Source organism: Actinoplanes sp. M2I2, assembly GCF_023544445.1.
In the GTDB taxonomy this organism is placed as follows: domain Bacteria; phylum Actinomycetota; class Actinomycetes; order Mycobacteriales; family Micromonosporaceae; genus Actinoplanes.
This window is the reverse complement of record NZ_JALPVJ010000048.1, coordinates 1-19,894: the sequence shown is the minus strand read 5'-3', so window position 1 is coordinate 19,894 and position 19,894 is coordinate 1. Positions and strand designations below refer to the sequence as shown.

Annotated in this window: 21 protein-coding genes; 18 read left to right on the top strand and 3 right to left on the bottom strand. The window is 71.0% G+C overall.

Annotated features, from left to right (window positions below; genetic code table 11):
* Positions 1 to 54: 54 nt before the first annotated feature.
* Positions 55 to 216: a hypothetical protein gene (locus HJC40_RS44590; RefSeq protein WP_250009926.1), complete on the bottom strand. Its 162-nt coding sequence runs from the start codon at positions 214 to 216 to the stop codon at positions 55 to 57.
* Between the two features lie 149 nt (positions 217 to 365).
* On the opposite strand from HJC40_RS44590, the gene aroC reads away from it, so the two are divergent.
* The 3 genes from aroC (at position 366) to HJC40_RS44575 (ending at position 3,070) form a co-directional block, all read left to right on the top strand.
* The gene (gene aroC / locus HJC40_RS44585) at positions 366 to 1,544 is read left to right on the top strand and encodes a chorismate synthase (protein ID WP_250009924.1); all 1,179 of its coding nucleotides are present in this window, start codon (positions 366 to 368) and stop codon (positions 1,542 to 1,544) included.
* Positions 1,544 to 2,047 (top strand): shikimate kinase, encoded by a 504-nt coding sequence (locus tag HJC40_RS44580; RefSeq protein WP_250009923.1) that lies wholly within the window; start codon positions 1,544 to 1,546, stop codon positions 2,045 to 2,047. The genes aroC and HJC40_RS44580 overlap by 1 nt, the downstream gene beginning before the upstream one ends.
* A 66-nt stretch (positions 2,048 to 2,113) precedes the next feature.
* Positions 2,114 to 3,070, top strand: a complete 957-nt coding sequence (locus HJC40_RS44575) for an NADP-dependent oxidoreductase (protein ID WP_250009922.1) — start codon at positions 2,114 to 2,116, stop codon at positions 3,068 to 3,070.
* On the opposite strand, the gene HJC40_RS44570 is transcribed toward HJC40_RS44575, so the two are convergent.
* The gene (locus HJC40_RS44570) at positions 3,063 to 3,773 is read right to left on the bottom strand and encodes a Clp protease N-terminal domain-containing protein (protein WP_250009920.1); all 711 of its coding nucleotides are present in this window, start codon (positions 3,771 to 3,773) and stop codon (positions 3,063 to 3,065) included. The two genes, HJC40_RS44575 and HJC40_RS44570, sit on opposite strands and share 8 nt — an antisense overlap.
* 118 nt (positions 3,774 to 3,891) lie before the next feature.
* On the opposite strand from HJC40_RS44570, the gene aroB reads away from it, so the two are divergent.
* The 4 genes from aroB (at position 3,892) to nusB (ending at position 6,474) form a co-directional block, all read left to right on the top strand.
* Positions 3,892 to 4,953: a 3-dehydroquinate synthase gene (gene aroB / locus HJC40_RS44565; RefSeq protein ID WP_374273683.1), complete on the top strand. Its 1,062-nt coding sequence runs from the start codon at positions 3,892 to 3,894 to the stop codon at positions 4,951 to 4,953.
* Positions 4,950 to 5,414, top strand: coding sequence for a type II 3-dehydroquinate dehydratase (gene aroQ / locus HJC40_RS44560; RefSeq protein WP_250009917.1), 465 nt, complete (start codon positions 4,950 to 4,952; stop codon positions 5,412 to 5,414). The genes aroB and aroQ overlap by 4 nt, the downstream gene beginning before the upstream one ends.
* Positions 5,415 to 5,480: 66 nt before the next feature.
* The gene (gene efp / locus HJC40_RS44555) at positions 5,481 to 6,038 is read left to right on the top strand and encodes an elongation factor P (protein ID WP_250009916.1); all 558 of its coding nucleotides are present in this window, start codon (positions 5,481 to 5,483) and stop codon (positions 6,036 to 6,038) included.
* Positions 6,039 to 6,063: 25 nt separating this feature from the next.
* Entirely contained in the window at positions 6,064 to 6,474 is a 411-nt protein-coding gene (gene nusB / locus HJC40_RS44550) for a transcription antitermination factor NusB (RefSeq protein ID WP_250009928.1), read from the top strand.
* Positions 6,475 to 6,893: 419 nt separating this feature from the next.
* Here nusB and HJC40_RS44545 read toward each other — a convergent pair whose 3' ends face one another.
* Positions 6,894 to 7,382, bottom strand: a complete 489-nt coding sequence (locus tag HJC40_RS44545; protein ID WP_020517563.1) for a transcriptional regulator — start codon at positions 7,380 to 7,382, stop codon at positions 6,894 to 6,896.
* A gap of 321 nt (positions 7,383 to 7,703) precedes the next feature.
* On the opposite strand from HJC40_RS44545, the gene pyrR reads away from it, so the two are divergent.
* The 11 genes from pyrR to rpoZ all read left to right on the top strand — a co-directional run bounded on the left by pyrR (position 7,704) and on the right by rpoZ (position 19,717).
* Positions 7,704 to 8,267, top strand: a complete 564-nt coding sequence (pyrR, locus tag HJC40_RS44540; RefSeq protein WP_250009915.1) for a bifunctional pyr operon transcriptional regulator/uracil phosphoribosyltransferase PyrR — start codon at positions 7,704 to 7,706, stop codon at positions 8,265 to 8,267.
* On the top strand, positions 8,264 to 9,187 hold the full coding sequence (locus tag HJC40_RS44535; protein WP_250009914.1) for an aspartate carbamoyltransferase catalytic subunit: 924 nt from the start codon (positions 8,264 to 8,266) through the stop codon (positions 9,185 to 9,187). Before pyrR ends, HJC40_RS44535 begins: the two co-directional genes overlap by 4 nt.
* Positions 9,184 to 10,449, top strand: coding sequence for a dihydroorotase (locus HJC40_RS44530; protein ID WP_250009913.1), 1,266 nt, complete (start codon positions 9,184 to 9,186; stop codon positions 10,447 to 10,449). Before HJC40_RS44535 ends, HJC40_RS44530 begins: the two co-directional genes overlap by 4 nt.
* Positions 10,449 to 11,597, top strand: coding sequence for a glutamine-hydrolyzing carbamoyl-phosphate synthase small subunit (gene carA / locus HJC40_RS44525; protein WP_250009912.1), 1,149 nt, complete (start codon positions 10,449 to 10,451; stop codon positions 11,595 to 11,597). Before HJC40_RS44530 ends, carA begins: the two co-directional genes overlap by 1 nt.
* Positions 11,598 to 11,601: 4 nt before the next feature.
* The gene (gene carB, locus HJC40_RS44520; protein WP_250009910.1) at positions 11,602 to 14,916 is read left to right on the top strand and encodes a carbamoyl-phosphate synthase large subunit; all 3,315 of its coding nucleotides are present in this window, start codon (positions 11,602 to 11,604) and stop codon (positions 14,914 to 14,916) included.
* The gene (locus HJC40_RS44515) at positions 14,913 to 15,956 is read left to right on the top strand and encodes a quinone-dependent dihydroorotate dehydrogenase (protein ID WP_250009908.1); all 1,044 of its coding nucleotides are present in this window, start codon (positions 14,913 to 14,915) and stop codon (positions 15,954 to 15,956) included. Before carB ends, HJC40_RS44515 begins: the two co-directional genes overlap by 4 nt.
* Positions 15,953 to 17,230: an adenosylmethionine--8-amino-7-oxononanoate transaminase gene (locus HJC40_RS44510; protein WP_308201016.1), complete on the top strand. Its 1,278-nt coding sequence runs from the start codon at positions 15,953 to 15,955 to the stop codon at positions 17,228 to 17,230. Before HJC40_RS44515 ends, HJC40_RS44510 begins: the two co-directional genes overlap by 4 nt.
* 196 nt (positions 17,231 to 17,426) lie before the next feature.
* Entirely contained in the window at positions 17,427 to 18,257 is an 831-nt protein-coding gene (gene pyrF / locus HJC40_RS44500; RefSeq protein ID WP_250009907.1) for an orotidine-5'-phosphate decarboxylase, read from the top strand.
* 184 nt (positions 18,258 to 18,441) lie between these two features.
* A complete protein-coding gene (mihF, locus tag HJC40_RS44495; protein WP_020517554.1) occupies positions 18,442 to 18,759 on the top strand; it encodes an integration host factor, actinobacterial type in 318 nt (105 codons plus the stop codon).
* Between the two features lie 32 nt (positions 18,760 to 18,791).
* Positions 18,792 to 19,391: a guanylate kinase gene (gene gmk / locus HJC40_RS44490; protein ID WP_250009906.1), complete on the top strand. Its 600-nt coding sequence runs from the start codon at positions 18,792 to 18,794 to the stop codon at positions 19,389 to 19,391.
* A gap of 62 nt (positions 19,392 to 19,453) precedes the next feature.
* Positions 19,454 to 19,717: a DNA-directed RNA polymerase subunit omega gene (gene rpoZ / locus HJC40_RS44485; RefSeq protein WP_015623990.1), complete on the top strand. Its 264-nt coding sequence runs from the start codon at positions 19,454 to 19,456 to the stop codon at positions 19,715 to 19,717.
* The last annotated feature ends 177 nt before the right edge of the window (positions 19,718 to 19,894 follow it).

Genomic DNA, 19,894 nt, shown 5'->3' with positions numbered 1-19,894 from the left:
CAGAAGACCCGCGTCCGCGGGCAGGTGGCCGTGAAGCGTGAACCCGGCACCGCATCAGCGGGTCAGACCGGGACCGTCCCACCGCAAGGCAGGACTATCGATCATGTGCTTGCTAAAGCGCACTGAAGGATAACGGGAAACGAATCGGCACAGCAGGACGTGGTCGTCCTGGTCGAGGATGATCGCGCGGGCGGCGGCCCGAAGGTTGAGCGACATGGCCGGCTCCTGATCCGGTAGGCGTGCGACCGCGGTGATCGACGTGCGGCGCACGGTAACGCCCCGGTACGACAAGCCCGCGATTCCGGAAGGCGGGACGACGGCAGGGCAGCGGCGCCCCGCATCCACGGCGTGCCAGACTGTGACCCGTGTTGCGCTGGCTGACCGCAGGTGAATCGCACGGACCGGCGCTCGTCGCGCTGCTGGAGGGTGTTCCCGCCGGCGTCGAGGTGACGAGCGCGGAGATCGGGCGCGATCTCGCGCGCCGCCGGCTCGGCTACGGCCGCGGCGCCCGGATGAAGTTCGAGCAGGACGTCGTCGAGATCGTCGGCGGCATCCGGCACGGGCTCACGCTGGGCAGCCCCGTCGCCATCCGGGTGGCCAACTCCGAGTGGCCCAAGTGGGAGACCGTCATGTCGGCCGACCCGGTGGCTCCCGAGGAGCTCGCCGCCCTGGCCCGCAACGCGCCGCTGACCCGGCCCCGCCCCGGCCACGCCGACCTGGCCGGCATGCAGAAATATGGGCACACCGACGCCCGCCCGATCCTCGAGCGGGCCAGCGCCCGCGAGACGGCCGCGCGGGTCGCCGTCGGCGTGGTCGCCAAAAACATGATCAAGCAGGCGCTCGGCATCGAGATCGTGTCGCACGTCATCGAGCTCGGGTCGGTCGCTGCCAAGAGCGGGCTGATCCCCACGCCCGAGGACGCCGAGCGCATCGACGCCGACCCGCTGCGCTGCCTCGACCCCGAGGCCAGCGCGCGCATGGTGGCCGAGGTCGACGCGGCCAAGAGCGACGCCGACACGCTGGGCGGCATCGTCGAGGTGCTGGCCTACGGCGTACCCCCGGGCCTGGGATCGCATGTGCAGTGGGACCGCAAGCTGGACGCGCGGCTGGCCGCCGCGCTGATGTCGATCCAGTCGGTCAAGGGGGTCGAGATCGGCGACGGCTTCACCCAGGCCCGCTCGCGCGGCTCGGTCGCCCACGACGAGATCATCCCGACCGCCGACGGCGTCAAGCGCGTGACCGACCGCGCGGGCGGCCTCGAGGGCGGCATCACGAACGGCGAGCCGCTGCGGGTGCGCGCCGCGCTCAAGCCGATCTCGTCGCTCAACCGGGCCCTGCAGACCATCGACGTGACGACGGGCGAGGCGACCACGGCCATCAACCAGCGCTCCGACGTCGTCGCCGTCCCGGCCGGGGCCATCGTCGCCGAGGCCATGGTCGCGCTGGTGCTGGCCGAGGCGGCGGTGGAGAAGTTCGGCGGCGACTCGGTGGCCGAGATCCGGCGCAACCTGGCCGGCTACCTCGACGCCCTGGTCATCCGCTGATGGCGCCCCGGGCCGTGTTCGTCGGCGCTCCCGGCGCGGGCAAGTCGACGATCGGCGCCGCGGTCGCCGGCCTGCTGGGCGTGCCCTTCGCCGACGCCGACGCCGTCATCGAGGCGCGGGCCGGCAAGCCGATCCCCGAGATCTTCATCGACGACGGCGAGGACGCCTTCCGGGCGCTCGAGCGCGAGACGATCGCGGTGGCGCTCGAGGAGTTCGACGGCGTGCTGGCCCTGGGCGGCGGCGCCATCCTGCACGACGGCACCCGTGAGCTGCTGGCCAAGCAGACCGTCGTCTACCTGTCGGTCGAGCTGAGCGACGCCGTGAAGCGCGTCGGCCTGGGCGCCGGCCGCCCGCTGCTGTCGATCAACCCGCGCGCCACCCTGAAATACCTGCTGGATCAACGGCGGCCCCTGTACGCGTCGGTGGCCACCCACACGGTGGCGACCGACGGCCGCGCCCCGGCCGACATCGCCGCCGAGGTGGCCGCGCTGCTCCGCGACTGACCACCGAGCCGCGGGTGTGACCGACGAGACGCGTTCACCGCGTCGCGGCGGGACGAGACTGAACGCATGACACGAGCTGTTCGATTCGATCAGTACGGCGACGTGGACGTCTTGCGCGTCGAAGACGTGGAACGCCCCTCGCCCGCCGCCGACCAGGTCCTCGTCGAGGTGGTGGCGGCCGGCATCAACCCGGGGGAGAGTTCGATCCGCCGCGGACTGCTGGACGAGCGCTTTCCCGCCACCTTTCCCTCGGGGCAGGGCAGCGACTTCGCCGGCCGGGTGGTCGAGGTCGGCCGGTCGGTCACCGGGTTCGCCATCGGCGAAGAGGTGCTCGGCTGGTCGGACTGGCGGTCGTCGCACGCCGAGCACGTCGTGGTCCCGGCCGACCATCTGACCCGCAAGCCGCTGGCGCTCGACTGGATCCGGGCCGGTGGCCTGTTCGTCGCCGGCGTGACCGCGTACGCGTCGGTGCGCGCCGTGCAGCCCAAGGAGGGTGAGACGGTCGTCGTGAGCGGGGCCGCCGGCGGGGTGGGGTCGCTCGCGGTGCAGCTCGCCCGTAACACCGGCGCCCAGGTCATCGGCATCGCGAGCGAGGCCAACGCGGCCTGGTTGCGCAGCGTCGGGGCCACCCCGGTCAGCTATGGCGACGGCCTGGCCGACCGGTTGCGCGAGGTGGCCCCGTCCGGCATCGACGCCTTCCTGGACACGTACGGCGGGGGATACGTGGACCTGGCTGTCGACCTCCGGGTCGACCCGGCCCGGATCAACACGATCATCGACTACGCGGCCGCCCAGCGAGCCGGGGCCAAGACCGAGGCCAGCTCCACGGCCAGCGACGCCGAGATCCTCGCTTTCCTCGCCGGCGAGCTGGCGTGGGGCCGGATCGTCATGCCGGTCGCCGCGGTCTATCCGCTGGACGCCGTGCGGGACGCCTACACCGAGCTGGCCGCCCGGCACACCAGGGGCAAGATCGTGCTGTCCACCGAGCTGCCGGCGAACGCGGGTCGTCAGCCGGTCAGCTGACCCGGCTCTCGAGTCGTTCGATCCGCTCGACCAGCGGGGCCAGTTCCTTCCGTACGGCGGCGAGCAGATCAGCCGTGGCCGGGACCGGCCCGGTGTTGACGCGCAGGTGGGCGTAGCCGGTCAGGGCGGCCGCCACCGCCCGGCGGGTGGCCCGGGGGTCGAGCCCCCGCGAGCGCAACAGGTCACCGGCGGCGCCGTCGGGCTCGGCGGCCAGGGCGATCAGCAGATGCTCGCAGCCGACGTAGTTGTTGCCGAGACCCAGCGCCTCGCCCGCGGCCAGTTCGAGGGCGGCGGCGGCCTTGGGGCTGAACCGCAGCCCGTCGGCCTGCTCACCCGGCTCCGGCACCGACGGCGCCGTGATCGAGCCGGGGCTGACGTCCATGGCGGTGAGCAGCTGCAACGCCAGGTTGCCGCCCTCGGCCAGCAGGCCGTGCAGCAGGTCGCCGGTGGAGACGGTGGCCGCGCCGGCCGCCTGGGCCCGTTCCGCGGCCAGGGTCAGCACGGTGACCAGGCGGCCGGTGAGGCTGGGGAACTGCTCGGCCAGGGCGGCCGCGTCGACGTCGGTCAGGACGGCCTGCCGGATCGTGGTGATGCGGCGGACCGCCTGGTCGAGGGCGCGCTGGCAGATCGCCGAGACGGGGACGCCGGTCGCGCGGACGGCCTCGGCCAGATCGTCGGGAAGGTAGACGTTGATTTTGGGCATGACCCAGTTGTAACCCCGTTGGGGGCATAAAGATATAACCCCATTTTGCCCGGCCCGAGGGGTGGAACGGCGTTCGTGGGGTGCCTGCCGGCCGGGCGGTGCCGCTAAGGTGTCCGCCGTGGTGACAACAATCCCCGTGGGCGGTGACCGTCCGTACGACGTGCTCGTCGGCCGTGACCTGGTCGGCCGGCTGCCCGCTTCGATCGAGGGCGCGTCCCAGGTGGCGGTGCTCTTCGCCGCGCCGCTGCGGGAGCAGGCCGCCCGGGTGGCCGCGGCCGCCGGCGTGCCCGCTGTGCTGATCGAAGTGCCCGACGCCGAGCGGGGCAAGACCGTCGAGGTCGCCGCGAAGTGCTGGGACGAGCTGGGCGCGCACGCCTTCACCCGGACGGATGTGGTGGTGGGGGTCGGCGGCGGCGCGGTCACCGACTTGGCCGGCTTCGTCGCGGCCGGTTGGCTGCGCGGGGTGCGCTGGGTGCCGTGCTCGACCTCGCTGCTGGGCATGGTGGACGCGGCCGTCGGTGGCAAGACGGGCGTCAACATCGCCGCCGGCAAGAACCTCGTCGGCGCGTTCCACCCACCGGCCGCGGTGCTCTGCGACCTCGACGCGCTCCGGACCCTGCCCGCCGACGACCTGGTGGCCGGGCTGGCCGAGGTGGTCAAGTGCGGGTTCATCGCCGATCCGGGCATCCTCGAGCTGATCGAGAGCGATCCCGAGGCGGCCGCCGACCCCGACGGCCCGGTGCTGCGCGAGCTGGTCGAGCGGGCGATCCGGGTCAAGGCCGAGGTGGTGAGCGTCGACCTCAAGGAGTCGGGCCTGCGCGAGATCCTCAACTACGGCCACACGCTGGGTCACGCGATCGAGAAGCGCGAGAAATACACCTGGCGGCACGGCCACGCCGTGTCGGTCGGCCTGATCTTCGCGGCCGCGCTGTCCCGTCTCTCCGGGCGGCTCGACGGGGCCACCGCCGGTCGTCATCGTTCGATCCTCGAGTCGCTCGGGCTGCCCACGTCGTACTCGTCCGAGGCCTGGCCCGAGTTGCTGAGCGCGATGCGCGTCGACAAGAAGGCCCGCGCCGCCACGCTGCGGTTCGTCGTGCTGGACGGCCTGGCCGAGCCCGGCATCCTGACCGGTCCCGACGAGTCGCTGCTCGAGCGGGCGTACGCCGAGGTGGCGCGATGATCTACGTGCTGAACGGGCCCAACCTGGGCCGGCTGGGCACCCGTGAGCCGTCGGTCTACGGCTCGACGACGCACGCCGACCTCGAGCGGCTCTGCCTCGAGACGGCCGAACGCCTCGGGCTCGCGGTCGAGGTGCGCCAGACCGACGCCGAGTCCGAGATGATCAGGTGGCTGCACGAGGCGGCCGACGAGGGCGCCGACGTGGTGCTCAACCCGGCGGCGTGGAGCCACTACAACATCGCGATCCGGGACGCGGCGGCCATGCTGCGCGGACGGCTCGTCGAGGTGCACATCAGCAACATCCACACCCGTGAGGAGTTCCGGCACCATTCGGTCATCTCGGCCGTCGCCACCGGAGTCGTCGCGGGATTGGGGGTCGACGGTTACCGCCTGGCGTTGGAGCACCTGGCCCGATTCGCCGGGACAGCCCCGACGTCGGTAAACTCGGCCGGTCACCCATAGATTTCCACGATCGAGCTTCTCGCGATCAAGACTTCCGCGGTCAACGCAGACAGGGCTTCAGAAACAATGGCTTCCACGAACGACCTGAAGAACGGCCTGGTGCTCAACCTCGACGGCGACCTGTGGTCCGTCGTGGAGTTCCAGCACGTCAAGCCCGGTAAGGGTGGGGCGTTCGTGCGCACCACGCTCAAGAATGTGCTGAGCGGCAAGGTCGTCGACAAGACCTTCAACGCCGGCACCAAGGTCGAGACGGCGACGGTCGACAAGCGCACCATGCAGTACCTCTACCAGGACGGCGAAGACTTCGTCTTCATGGATCTGGACACCTTCGACCAGATCACCGTCCCGGCCGGCACCGTCGGCGAGAACGCCAACTACCTGCTCCCCGAGGCCGAGGCCACGGTGGCCACCCACGAGGAAGTGCCGCTCTACATCGAGCTGCCGACCAGCGTCTTCCTCGAGGTCACCTACACCGAGCCGGGCCTGCAGGGCGACCGCTCGACCGGCGGCACCAAGCCGGCCACGGTCGAGACCGGCGCCACGGTCAACGTGCCGCTGTTCATCACCACGGGCGAAAAGATCAAGGTCGACACCCGCGACGGCCGTTACCTCGGTCGTTCCTGAGATGGCCGAAGGTCCCAAGACGCAGATGCCCGCGCGCCGCAAGGCGCGCAAGCGGGCCCTCGACGTGCTCTACGAGGCCGACCTGCGCGACCTGCCGCCCCGGCAGGTGCTGGCGACCTACCTCGAGCGCATCGCGAAGCCGCATCCCGACCACCTCGCCTACGCGATCAGCCTGGTCGAGGGGGTTGCCGAGCACCTCGACCGCATCGACGAGCTGATCGCCAGCTACGCCGAGGGGTGGACGATCGACCGCATGCCCGTGGTCGACCGCAACCTGGCTCGCATCGCCGTCTACGAGTTGCTCTACGTCTCCGAGATCGACGACCCGGTCGCGATCACCGAGGCGGTCGAGCTGGCCAAGCAGATGTCCACAGACGACAGCCCGCGCTTCCTGAACGGCATCCTCGGCCGCATCGCCGAGTTCGCCACCCGATAGCCGGACCCGCGACCCGAGGCTCCGATCGCCACGTGCGACCGGAGCCTTTCGCGTCACCGAGTGATATCGCCACGATCACTCAATGTGCGAAAACCGGCGGCCCAGGTGATCTTCGCCATGCATCCGGCCACGGTCGGTGATGTCGACCGTCGCGTGGCCGGCCTTCGAGGCTGACGACCCCCGAGCTCGGCCGGCCCAGCCCGAAAAGTCCGCTCACCGGCCCCGGCGGGGACACGAAAAAGCCCGCGACAGGCGCGGGCTTTCCGGGTTCGGGACGCGGGCCGGGGTGGGTTCGGCCCGGTCGGGGCGGGGGATGTGGCCGGCGGGGGACCGGCGTTGTGGCTGCGCCGACGGCCTCGCGCGAGCGCGGGGCCCGTGGGAGCGCTTTCTCGGGCGGCGGCAGTTCGCCGCCGCGGAGATCAGCTGGCGAAGAAGGCCCGCGGGTCGGCGACCAGGACACCCTGCTCGGTCAGGCGCTCGATGAGGCCGGAGGGCGAGATGTCGTAGACGATGGCCAGCGCCCGCAGGTCGTCGGCGCGGATGGACAGGACGCGGCCGTTGTAGTCGCCGCGCTGCTGCTGGATGGCCCGGGCGTAACGAGCCACGTAGGCGAGATCCTCGCCGGTGGTGTCGTAGAGCTTCTCGAGATCCAGCACGATCTTGTTGGTGGCCTCGAGCCGGACGCCGCTGCCGTCGGGCAGCAGCTCCGAGACGGGCACCCGGTAGAAGTCCGCCAGCTCGGCGAGGCGGGAGACGGTGACGGCGCGGTCGCCGCGCTCGTACGAGCCCACCACGACGGCCTTCCAGCGGCCGTTCGACTTCTCTTCCACACCCTGCAAGGACAGGCCCTGCTGCTGCCGGATGGAGCGCAGACGCGCGCCCAGCGACTTGGCGTACTCAGACGGCATTCGGAACACTCCCACTGTGCTGGCCCGGAGGGTTCCCCTCCGCGATCGCTACGCAGCGTGACGGTACGCAGTGCGCGACCCCCGGTCAAGTGTCGCCTACCGATGAGTCGCGCCTCTCCGGGCCGACGCGCTGCCGTCCTGTCTGAAATATCCACTTCCGAAATACGACCGTCCGGCGTGTCCCCCCGTAGGGCACGTCACCATGGTCATCGCCGGGAGCACTGGTAACGTAGCGTCAGCCATTGGGACCGCCCCGGACGGGGTTGTCCCGCCAGACGTCCTTTAACGACCCGTCCCGTGAGGCGGGGAAGGAGGTCCGCCGTGGCATCGCCGCGCGCTGACGTGCCTAGCAAGATCATTCTTAGTGCGTCCGACCTGCACCGGGTCGTCGACCGCATCGCTCATCAGATTCTCGAGAAGACCTCGGGCGCCACCGGCACCGTTCTCCTCGGCATCCCCACCCGCGGAGTGCCGCTGGCCCGCCGGCTGGCCGATCGCATCCACGCCTTCGAGGGCATCGACGTCCCGGTCGGCTCCCTCGACATCACGCTCTACCGCGACGACCTGCGGCTGCACGCCACCCGCGCGCTCGGCAAGACCGAGCTGCCGGGCGGCGGCATCGACGGCCGCCGGGTCGTGCTGGTCGACGACGTGCTCTACAGCGGACGCACCGTGCGGGCCGCGCTCGACGCCCTGAACGACGAGGGCCGGCCCAGCTCGGTGCAGCTCGCGGTGCTGGTCGACCGGGGGCACCGGCAACTGCCGATCCGCGCCGACTACGTGGGCAAGAACATCCCGACCGCGCTGTCCGAGAGCGTGCGCGTCTCGCTGACCGAGACCGACGGCCTGGACGAGGTCAAACTGACCGGAGGTGATGACCTGTGATCAAGCATCTGCGCTCGGCCGCCGATCTGGACGCGGCCACCGCCACCCTGATCCTCGACACCGCCGGCGAGATGGCCGCGCTGGCCGGCCGCGAGGTCAAGAAGCTGCCGACGCTGCGCGGCCGGACGGTGGTCAATCTCTTCTACGAGGACTCGACCCGGACACGCATCTCGTTCGAGGCGGCGGCCAAGCGGCTCTCGGCCGACGTCATCAACTTCTCGGCCAAGGGCTCCAGCGTCTCCAAGGGCGAAAGCCTCAAGGACACGGCCCTGACGCTGCAGGCCATGGGAGCCGACGCGGTCGTCATCCGGCACCCCGCCTCGGGCGCACCGCACCGGCTGGCCGCCTGGGTCGACGGGTCGGTCGTCAACGCGGGCGACGGCACCCACGAGCACCCGACGCAGGCGCTGCTCGACGCGTACACGATGCGGTCGCGGCTGGGCCGTCTCGAGGGCCTGAAGGTCGCGATCGTCGGGGACGTCCTGCACAGCCGGGTCGCCCGGTCCAACGTTCTGCTCCTGACGACCCTCGGCGCGCAGGTCACGCTGGTCGGCCCGCCGACGCTCATCCCGATCGACATCGCCGCGGCCCTCTCGCCGGCCACAAAAGTGTCGTACGACCTCGATAGCGTCCTGCCCGACATGGACGTCGTGATGATGCTTCGAGTGCAGACCGAGCGCATGCAGGACTCGTATTTCCCGTCCGCCCGGGAATACAGCCGCCGCTACGGTCTCGACCTGGCGCGCATGCGCAAGCTGCCGGGGCACGCGATCGTCATGCACCCCGGCCCGATGAACCGCGGGATGGAGATCGCGCCCGAGGTGGCCGACTCGTCCCGCTCCACGATCGTCGAACAGGTCGCCAACGGGGTCAGTGCCCGGATGGCGGTTCTCTACTTGCTGCTTGGGGGCAAAGCGTGACGTCTTACCTGCTTCGTGGTGTCTCCGTCGTCGGTGCGGAGCCGGCCGACCTGCTCATCCGCGACGGGTCGATCGCCGCCGGCCCGGCCGAGGGGGCCGAGGTCATCGACGCCACGGGCCTGGTCGCGCTGCCCGGCCTGGTCGACCTGCACACCCACCTGCGCGAGCCCGGCCGCGAGGACGCCGAGACGGTCGAGACCGGCTCGCGCGCCGCGGCGCTCGGCGGCTACACGGCGGTCTTCGCGATGGCCAACACGTCACCGGTGGCCGACACCGCGGGCGTCGTCGAGCAGGTGTGGCGGCTGGGCCGCGAGGCCGGCCTGGTCGACGTGCAGCCGATCGGCGCGGTCACCGTCGGGCTGGCCGGCAAGCAGCTCGCCGAGCTGGGCGCCATGGCCACCTCCGCGGCCGGCGTCCGCATCTTCTCCGACGACGGCCACTGCGTCGCCGACCCGCGCCTGATGCGCCGCGCCCTGGAATACGTCAAGGCGTTCGACGGCATCATCGCCCAGCACGCCGAGGAGCCCCGGCTCACCGAGGGCGCCCAGATGCACGAGGGCGAGGTCAGCACCCGGCTCGGGCTCACCGGCTGGCCCGCGGTGGCCGAGGAGGCGATCATCGCCCGCGACGTGCTGCTGGCCGAGCACGTCGGCAGCCGCCTGCACATCTGCCACGTCTCGACGGCCGGCTCGGTCGAGGTGCTGCGCCAGGCCAAGGCGCGCGGCGTGCGCGTGACCGCCGAGGTCACCCCGCACCACCTGCTGCTCACCGACGAGCTGGCCGCCTCCTACGACCCGGTCTTCAAGGTCAACCCCCCGTTGCGGACGGCGGCGGACGTGCGGGCCCTGCGCGAGGCGCTCGTCGAGGGCGTCATCGACATCGTCGCCACCGACCACGCGCCGCACGCCGTGGAGGACAAGGAGTGCGAGTGGGCCTACGCCCGCCCGGGCATGGTCGGTCTCGAGACCGCCCTGCCGGTCGTGCTCTCGGTCCTGGGCGAGCGGTGGGATCTGATCGCCGAGCGCATGTCCCGGACGCCCGCGCGCATCGCGGGCCTGACCGGCCACGGCACCGACCTCGCGGTGGGTGACCCGGCCAACCTCACGCTGGTGGACCCGTCCGCCCGGCGGGTCGTCGACCCGTCCGAGCTGGCGAGCCGCAGTCGCAACACACCGTACGCGGGCACCACCCTGCCAGGTCGCATCGTGGCGACCTTCCTCCGGGGAAAGCCGACGGTCCTGGACGGGAAGGCTGTCAAGTAATGTCAACCGCTTCTTCTTCCGCAGCACGGCCAGGCCGCTCGGGCGGCTCGGCGATCCTCGTTCTCGAGGACGGGCGGACGTTCACCGGCGAGGCCTACGGCGCGCTGGGCGAGACGTTCGGCGAGGCCGTCTTCACCACCGGCATGACCGGTTATCAGGAGACGCTGACCGACCCGTCCTACCACCGGCAGGTCGTCGTGCAGACCGCGCCGCAGATCGGCAACACGGGCGTCAACGAGGAGGACGACGAGTCCTCGCGCATCTGGGTGGCCGGCTACGTCGTCCGCGACCCGGCCCGGCGGCCATCCAACTGGCGCTCGACCGGCGACCTGGGCGAGCGGCTGGCCGCCGAGGGCATCGTCGGCATCAGCGGCGTCGACACCCGCGCCCTGACCCGGCACCTGCGGTCGCGGGGCGCGATGCGGGCCGGCGTCTCGTCGGTCGATCTCGACCCGGCCTCGCTCCTCGAGCGGGTCAAGGCCGCGCCGCCCATGGTCGGCGCCGACCTCTCCGCCGAGGTGACCACGCCGGACAGATACACCGTCCCGGCGATCGGTGAGCACCGCTACACGGTGGCCGCGCTCGACCTGGGCATCAAGCGCAACGTGTCCCGGCGTCTGGCCGAGCGCGGGGTGACCACGCACGTCTTCCCGGCCACCTCCTCGATCGACGAGCTCCTGGCGGTCAGCCCCGACGCGGTCTTCTTCTCGCCCGGCCCCGGCGACCCGGCCACCGCGGACGGCCCGGTCGCGCTGGCCCGCGAGGTCATGCGGCGCGAGAAACCGCTGTTCGGCATCTGCTTCGGCAGCCAGATCCTCGGCCGCGCGCTCGGCTTCGGCACCTACAAGCTGGGGTACGGGCACCGCGGCATCAACCAGCCGGTGCTCGACAAGACCACCGGCAAGGTCGAGGTGACCAGCCACAACCACGGGTTCGCGGTCGACGCGCCGCTCAACACCGTGATCGACACCGACTTCGGCGGGGTCGAGGTCTCGCACGTCTGCCTCAACGACGACGTGGTCGAGGGCCTGCGGGGCATCGAGGTCCCCGCGTTCACCGTGCAATACCACCCCGAGGCGGCGGCCGGCCCGCACGACGCGGACTACCTGTTCGACAGGTTCGTCGAGCTTGTGGAAAAGAAGGGCTGATCCCATGCCGAAACGTGAAGACCTCCAGCACGTCATGGTGATCGGGTCCGGCCCGATCGTCATCGGCCAGGCCTGCGAGTTCGACTACTCCGGCACCCAGGCGTGCCGGGTGCTGCGGGCCGAGGGCATCCGCGTCTCGCTGGTCAACTCCAACCCGGCCACGATCATGACGGACCCCGAGTTCGCCGACGCCACCTACGTCGAGCCGATCACCCCGGAGTTCGTCGAGCTGGTCATCGCCAAGGAGCGCCCCGACGCGATCCTGCCCACGCTGGGCGGCCAGACCGCGCTCAACACCGCGGTCGCCCTGCACGAAAGCGGCGTCCTCGACAAGTACGGCGTCGAGCTGATCGGCGCCAACATCGACGCGATCCGCCGCGGCGAGGACCGGCAGCTCTTCAAGGACATCGTGGCCAAGGCCGGCGGCGAGACCCCGCGCTCGCGGGTCTGCCACTCGATGGACGAGGTCCGGGCCACGGTCGGCGAGCTCGGCCTGCCGGTCGTCATCCGGCCGTCGTTCACGATGGGCGGCCTCGGCTCGGGCATGGCCCACACCGACGACGACCTCGACCGGATCGCCGGCTCCGGCCTGGCCGCCTCCCCGGTGCACGAGGTCCTCATCGAGGAGAGCGTGCTCGGCTGGAAGGAGTACGAGCTCGAGCTGATGCGCGACAAGAACGACAACGTCGTGGTCGTCTGCTCGATCGAGAACGTCGACCCGATGGGCGTGCACACCGGCGACTCGGTGACCGTCGCCCCGGCGATGACGCTGACCGACCGCGAGTACCAGAAGCTGCGCGACCTCGGCATCGCCGTGCTGCGCGAGGTCGGCGTCGACACCGGCGGCTGCAACATCCAGTTCGCGATCAACCCGGACGACGGCCGGCTCGTCGTCATCGAGATGAACCCGCGGGTGTCGCGCTCGTCGGCGCTGGCGTCGAAGGCGACCGGCTTCCCGATCGCCAAGATCGCGGCGAAGCTGGCCATCGGCTACACGCTCGACGAGATCCCCAACGACATCACCCTCAAGACGCCGGCCGCGTTCGAGCCCGCGCTCGACTACGTGGTCGTCAAGATCCCGCGGTTCGCGTTCGAGAAGTTCCCGGGCGCCGACCCCGAGCTGACCACCACGATGAAATCGGTCGGCGAGGCGATGAGCCTGGGCCGCAACTTCGCCGAGGCGCTGAACAAGGCGATGCGGTCGATGGAGACGGCCGCGACCGGCTTCTGGACCCGCCCCGATCCCACCGGGTCGCTCGACGAGACGCTGTCCGCCCTGCGCGTCCCGCACGACGGCCGTCTCTACACCGTCGAGCGGGCCCTGCGGCTCGGCGCGACGGTCGAGCAGGTACACGAGGCCAGCGGCCGGATCGACCCGTGGTTCCTGGACGAGATCAAGGCGCTGGTCGACCTACGGGCCGAGATCATCGACGCCCGGGTCCTCGACGAGGAGCTGCTGCGCCGGGCCAAGCGCTCGGGCTTCTCCGACAAGCAGCTCGCGGCGTTGCGCCCCGAGTTCGCGGGCGAGGACGGCGTGCGGACGCTGCGCCACCGGCTCGGCATCCGCCCGGTCTACAAGACGGTCGACACCTGCGCCGCCGAGTTCGAAGCGGACACGCCGTACCACTACTCGACCTACGACGAGGAGACCGAGGTCGCCCCGTCGGACAGGCCCAAGGTGCTCATCCTGGGCTCGGGTCCCAACCGCATCGGCCAGGGCATCGAGTTCGACTACTCCTGCGTGCACGCGGTCATGGCGCTGCGCGGGGTCGACTACGAGACCGTCATGGTCAACTGCAACCCCGAGACGGTCTCGACCGACTACGACACCGCCGACCGGCTCTACTTCGAGCCGCTCACCTTCGAGGACGTCCTCGAGGTCTTCCACTCCGAGGACTCGAGCGGCAAGGCGGCCGGCGGCCCCGGCGTGGTCGGGGTGATCGTGCAGCTCGGCGGTCAGACCCCGCTCGGCCTGGCCCAGCGGCTCAAGAACGCCGGCGTGCCGATCGTCGGCACCTCGCCCGAGTCGATCGACCTGGCCGAGCACCGCGGCCTGTTCGGCGCCGTGCTGGCCAAGGCCGGTCTGCGCTCGCCCGACCACGGCACCGCCACCAGCTTCGACGAGGCCAAGGCGATCGCCGACACGATCGGCTACCCCGTGCTGGTCCGCCCGTCCTACGTGCTGGGCGGCCGCGGCATGGAGATCGTGTACGACGAGCCGACGCTGCGGGGCTACATCGAGCGGGCCACCGAGATCTCGCCGGACCACCCGGTGCTGGTCGACCGGTTCCTCGACGACGCGATCGAGATCGACGTGGACGCGCTCTGCGACGCGACCGGCGAGGTCTACCTCGGCGGCGTGATGGAGCACATCGAGGAGGCCGGCATCCACTCCGGCGACTCGTCCTGCTCGCTGCCGCCGATCACCCTGGCCGGCTCGCACCTGGCCGAGGTGCGCCGCTACACCGAGGCGATCGCCCGCGGGGTCGGGGTGCGCGGCCTGCTCAACGTCCAGTACGCGCTCAAGGACGACACGCTCTACGTGCTCGAGGCCAACCCGCGGGCGTCGCGGACCGTCCCGTTCGTCTCCAAGGCGACCGCGGTCCCGCTGGCCAAGGCGGCCGCCCGCATCATGCTCGGCGCCACCGTCGCCGAGCTGCGGGCCGAGGGGATGCTGCTGGCCGACAGCGACGGCGGCACGACCCCCGAGAACGCGCCCATCGCCATCAAGGAGGCGGTGCTGCCGTTCAAGCGGTTCCGCACCCCGGCCGGCAAGGGCGTCGACAGCCTGCTCGGCCCCGAGATGAAATCGACCGGCGAGGTGATGGGCATCGACGCCGGCTTCGGCCAGGCGTTCGCCAAGTCGCAGGCCGCCGCCTACGGGTCGCTCCCGACCGCCGGCAAGGTCTTCGTCTCGGTGGCCAACCGGGACAAGCGGGCGATGGTCTTCCCGATCAAGCGGCTCGCCGACCTGGGCTTCACGATCGTCACGACGGCCGGCACCGGCGAGGTGCTGCGCCGCTACGGCATCGTCTGCGAGATCGTGCCCAAGCACTTCGAGAGCTCGGGCAAGAACGCGGTCGAGCTCATCCTGGCCGGCGAGATCGCGATGATCATCAACACGCCGCAGGGCTCGGGGGCGAGCGCTCGCTCCGACGGGTACGAGATCCGCAGCGCGGCGGTCACCGCGGACATCCCGAGCATCACCACGGTGCCGGGCGCGGCCGCCGCGGTCATGGGCATCGAGGCGCTGATGCGCGGCGACATGACCGTCCGGCCGCTCCAGGAGCTGCACGCCGCCCTGCGGGGCACGAAGTGACCTTGTTCGAGTCCGCCGTCCGGCCGGTGCTGTTCCGGCTGGGCGGCGGCGACGCCGAGGCGGCCCACGAGTTCACGCTGGCTCGCCTGGCCCGGCTGCCCGGCCCGGCCCGGGCGGCCCTGCGCTCGCGGTACGGGGTCGACGCCCCGGTCGAGGCGTTCGGCGTGCGCTTCCCCAACGCGGTCGGCCTGGCCGCCGGCATGGACAAGAACGGTGTCGCGCTGCCCGCGTGGCCCGCGCTGGGCTTCGGGTTCGTCGAGGTCGGCACGGTCACCGCGCACGCGCAGCCCGGCAACGACAAGCCCCGCCTGTTCCGCCTGCGCGGCAGCGAGGCGATCATCAACCGGATGGGCTTCAACAACGCCGGCGCGGCGGCGCTGGCGGCCCGGCTCGACCAGCTCGGCCCGATCGGCGTGCCGCTGGGCATCTCGCTCGGCAAGTCCAAGGTCACCCCGCTGGAGGAGGCGGTCGACGACTACCTCACCTCGCACCGGCTGCTCCACCCGTACGCGGACTACATCGCGGTCAACGTCTCCTCGCCGAACACGCCCGGGCTGCGCACGCTGCAGGACAAGGACGCGATCGCCGATCTGCTGACCGCGCTGGTCGGCCCCAAGCCCGTCCTGGTCAAGATCGCCCCCGACCTGAGCGAGCCGGCCGTCGCCGAACTGCTCGAGGTCTGCCTCAGCCACGGCGCGGCCGGGGTGATCGCCACGAACACGACTCTGGCCCGCGACGGCATCGTCGCGGCCGACCGGTCGCGGGCCGGCGAGTCCGGCGGGCTGTCCGGGCGGCCGCTCACCGAGAAGGCCCGCAAGGTCGTCCACTTCGTGCACACCGAGACCGGCGGGCGGCTGCCGATCATCGGGGTCGGCGGGGTGATGGACGGCGACGACGCGGCCCGGCTGCTCGACGCCGGCGCCTCGCTGGTCCAGCTCTACAGCGGCTTCATCTATCGCGGTCCGGCGCTGGTGCGCGCGGCCGCGCGGGCGGCGGCGTCGTCCGGCGCGGCCACCGGGCGGACGACGGGGATCCGGTGAACGGCTCGCGGGCGGCCGACCTGATCGCCCGCGACCGGCAGCACGTCTGGCATCCGTACGGCCCGATGCCCGGGCGCACCGAGCCTTACCTGGTGGAAAGCGCCTCCGGGGTGCGGCTCAAGCTGGCCGACGGCCGGGAGCTGATCGACGGCATGTCGTCGTGGTGGGCGGCGATCCACGGCTACCGGCACCCCGCCCTCGACGCGGCGCTGGCCGAGCAGGCCGGGCGGATGAGCCACGTGATGTTCGGCGGGCTCACCCACGAGCCCGCGATCGAGCTGGCCACCACGCTGGTCGAGCTGGCCCCGGACGGCCTCGAGCACGTCTTCCTGTGCGACTCCGGCTCGATCAGCGTCGAGGTCGCGATCAAGATGGCGTTGCAGGCCCAGCTCGCGCTCGGCCACCCCGGCCGGCGAAAGCTCGCGACGTGGCGCGGCGGCTACCACGGCGACACGTTCCACCCGATGAGCGTGTGCGACCCGGTCGGCGGCATGCACGCGCTCTGGAGCGGGGTGCTGCCGGCGCAGATCTTCGCCGGTCCGCCACCGGTCGAGTTCGACGAGGCGTACGCGGCCGAGCTGGTCGCGATGGTCGAGCAGCACGCGGACGAGATCGCCGCGGTGATCGTCGAGCCGGTCGTGCAGGGCGCCGGGGGCATGCGGTTCCACCATCCGGAGTATCTGCGCGTGCTGCGCGACGTCACAGCGGCGCACGGCGTCTTCCTGATCTTCGACGAGATCGCGACCGGGTTCGGGCGCACCGGGGAGTTCTTCGCGGCCGGGCACGCCGGGGTGAGTCCCGACATCCTGTGTGTGGGCAAGGCGCTCACGGGCGGCTATCTCACTCTGGCTGCGACCCTGTGCACGCCGCACCTCGCGGCGGCGATCTCGGCCGGGCAGGGTGGCGGTCTGGCCCACGGCCCGACCTTCATGGGCAACCCGCTGGCCTGCGCGGTCGCCCTGACCTCGCTGCGCCTGCTGAGCTCGGGAGCCTGGCGTGATCAGGTACGGCTGATCGAAATCGGTCTCCGCACCGGGCTCGAGCCTCTGCGGGGCGCCGCCGGGATCGCCGACGTGCGGGTCAAGGGCGCGATCGGGGTCGTGCAACTGGACCACGACGTGGACATCGCCAAGGCGACCGCGGCGGCCGTCGAGGTCGGGGTGTGGCTACGGCCGTTCCGCGACCTGATCTACGCCATGCCGCCGTACGTCACCGACCCCGACGACGTCGCCCGGATCACCGCCGGCATCGCCGCCGCGGCCGCCGCGACCTGAAGCGCCACCCGACCGCCGCGGCCGTCCGCCCGGACGGCCGCCCCCCACGACCCGGCCCGCGGTCGTCCCCCCGGCCAGCCGCGGCTGTCGTCCCGGTGGCTGCGGACCTGACCGGCCACCTGACCGCCCCGGCCGCCCGCCGGGTGCCCGCAACCTGACTGATCACTTGACTGCTGACACGGAAGAGGGAGTCCCTGTGGAGACCTTCGGCAAGCGCCTCACGGAAGCCATGGAGAAGCGGGGCCGGCTGTGCGTCGGCATCGATCCGCACACCGCCCTGCTGACCAGGTGGGGCCTCCCCGACGACATCGCCGGCCTGGAACGTTTCGCCCGTACGGTGGTCGAGGCCCTGGCCGATCGGGTGGCCGTGCTCAAGCCTCAGTCGGCCTTTTTCGAGAGATTTGGGTCACGTGGCATCGAAATTCTAGAGTCAACTATCCGACAGTCTCGCGAGGCCGGAGCGCTGGTCCTGCTCGACGTGAAGCGCGGCGACATCGGCTCGACGATGGCCGCGTACGCCGACGCTTACCTCGACCCGGCGAGTTCTCTGCGTGCCGACGCGATTACTGTGAGTCCCTATCTCGGCGTGGGCTCGTTGCAGCCGGCATTCGACGCCGCGGCTCGCCACGGCGGCGGCGTCTTCGTTCTCGCGCTCACCTCCAATCCGGAGGGACGCTCCGTCCAGCATGCTGTCGCAACGGACAAAAAGACCGTGGCACAAACCGTGATCGATGAAATTTCCCAGCTCAACAAGGGTTTCGAGCCTCTCGGCAGCCTGGGGCTCGTAATCGGAGCGACGATCGGCGATACCGGCCACGATCTGTCCGCAGTGAACGGTCCGCTGCTCGCCCCGGGCCTCGGCGCGCAGGGTGCGACCGCCTCCGACCTGCGGTCCGTCTTCGGGGAAAGCCTGCGCAACGTGCTGCCGTCGTACTCACGGGAAGTTCTCTCGGCGGGACCCGATGTGGCCGCGCTGAGGGCCGCAGCGGACCGCGTCGGCGACGAATGCCGGGCCGCTCTCGGGTGAAACGGCCCTGCTTAGCAGGGCGTCGCGCAGCGGTCGGCGGGGTACCCCCACGTTGCCGAAAGCGCCGTTGACCGCTAGTTTTCCCGGCGCCGGGAACCACATGCCCCTTTGGTTCCCTGGCACACCACGTTTCACAGAAGCGCCGGTATTGACTACCGCCGCGATAGGGACCTGAGGAGAACTGGTGCCGCTCCCGTCACTGAGCCCCGAGCAGCGCGCTGCAGCGCTGGAGAAGGCCGCGGAAGTACGCAAGGCCCGGGCTGAGCTGAAGGAACAGCTCAAGTCCGGCAAGACCACCCTCGCCGCTGTGCTTGACCGCGCGGAGGAGGACGAGGTCGTCGGCAAGCTGAAGGTCTCGGCCGTGCTCCAGGCGCTGCCGGGCATCGGCAAGATTCGCGCGACCCAGATCATGGAGAAGCTCAAGATCGCTGACAGCCGCCGGCTGCGCGGTCTCGGCGACCAGCAGCGCAAGGCCCTCCTGGGGGAGTTCGCTGCGAACTGACTCACGGGCTCGTGTTGAATGAGCCTGTGAGCATGGATGACGACGCGCGCCCGGCAGCCCGCCTCACGGTTCTCTCCGGCCCCTCAGGGGTCGGGAAGGACAGTGTGATCGAGCTGATCCGGGCGCGCTCGCCTTGGATCAAGCTCTCCGTGTCGGCGACGACCCGGAAGATGCGCGACTACGAGACGAACGGCGAGCACTACCACTTCGTGAGCCGTCAGGACTTCCAGCGGCTGATCGACGGCGGTCAGCTGCTCGAATGGGCGGAATTCGCCGGCAACCTCTACGGCACCCCCCGGGCGCAGGTCGAAGGCTGGCTCAGCACGGGCAGCCCGGTCCTGCTGAAGATCGATCTGCAGGGCGCCCGCCAGGTGCGGGCCGCGATGCCCGACGCGCAACTGGTCTTCCTCGCCCCACCCAGCGTCGAGGAACTGCACCGCCGCCTGGTCGGCCGGGGCACCGACGACGAGGAGACGATCCGTCGCCGGCTCGCTCACGCCGACGAGGAACTGGCCGCCGAGAAGGAGTTCGACCGCACGGTCGTCAACGACTTCGTCGAGCGGGCCGCTGATGAGCTGGTAGGATTGCTCGGTTCGTCATTTCTGACGCCCGCGCAAGCCCCCGAGCATTAACGGCTTGCTGACAGAGCCTGAAAAGAACGTGCCTCGCAAAACAACGTAAGGACAGCGGAACTGTGGGAACCATCGCGAACCCCGAAGGCATCACCAACCCGCCCATCGACGAGCTGCTCGACAAGACCTCGTCGAAGTACTCGCTGGTGATCTTCGCGGCTAAGCGCGCCCGTCAGGTCAACGCCTACTACAGCCAGCTCGGCGAGGGTCTTCTGGAGTACGTCGGCCCGCTCGTCGAGACCACGCCGCAGGAGAAGCCGCTCTCGATCGCCATGCGCGAGATCAACGCTGGTCTTCTGACGGCTGAGGCTACCGACAACCCCTGATCCTGGGTTTCATCGATCCCGTGCTCCCTTGGGGGCGCGGGATCTTTGCGTTTGTTGGGCTTTGTGGGGTTTGTTGCGGTGGGACGGCCGGGGCCGAGGGTGGCCACGCTGGGCTGTGGAGCGTTTTATGCCCTGCGTGGCCACCCTCGGCCCCGGCCTTGCCCGGGGTCAACCCGC

Coding starts and splice junctions, on each gene's coding strand:
- HJC40_RS44545 (WP_020517563.1), bottom strand. CDS start 7,382: ATGCCGTCTGAGTACGCCAAGTCGCTGGGCGCGCGTCTGCGCTCCATC.
- HJC40_RS44575 (WP_250009922.1), top strand. CDS start 2,114: ATGACACGAGCTGTTCGATTCGATCAGTACGGCGACGTGGACGTCTTG.
- carA (WP_250009912.1), top strand. CDS start 10,449: ATGTCAACCGCTTCTTCTTCCGCAGCACGGCCAGGCCGCTCGGGCGGC.
- aroQ (WP_250009917.1), top strand. CDS start 4,950: ATGATCTACGTGCTGAACGGGCCCAACCTGGGCCGGCTGGGCACCCGT.
- HJC40_RS44570 (WP_250009920.1), bottom strand. CDS start 3,773: ATGCCCAAAATCAACGTCTACCTTCCCGACGATCTGGCCGAGGCCGTC.
- efp (WP_250009916.1), top strand. CDS start 5,481: ATGGCTTCCACGAACGACCTGAAGAACGGCCTGGTGCTCAACCTCGAC.
- nusB (WP_250009928.1), top strand. CDS start 6,064: ATGCCCGCGCGCCGCAAGGCGCGCAAGCGGGCCCTCGACGTGCTCTAC.
- HJC40_RS44580 (WP_250009923.1), top strand. CDS start 1,544: ATGGCGCCCCGGGCCGTGTTCGTCGGCGCTCCCGGCGCGGGCAAGTCG.
- HJC40_RS44590 (WP_250009926.1), bottom strand. CDS start 216: ATGTCGCTCAACCTTCGGGCCGCCGCCCGCGCGATCATCCTCGACCAG.
- carB (WP_250009910.1), top strand. CDS start 11,602: ATGCCGAAACGTGAAGACCTCCAGCACGTCATGGTGATCGGGTCCGGC.
- gmk (WP_250009906.1), top strand. CDS start 18,792: ATGGATGACGACGCGCGCCCGGCAGCCCGCCTCACGGTTCTCTCCGGC.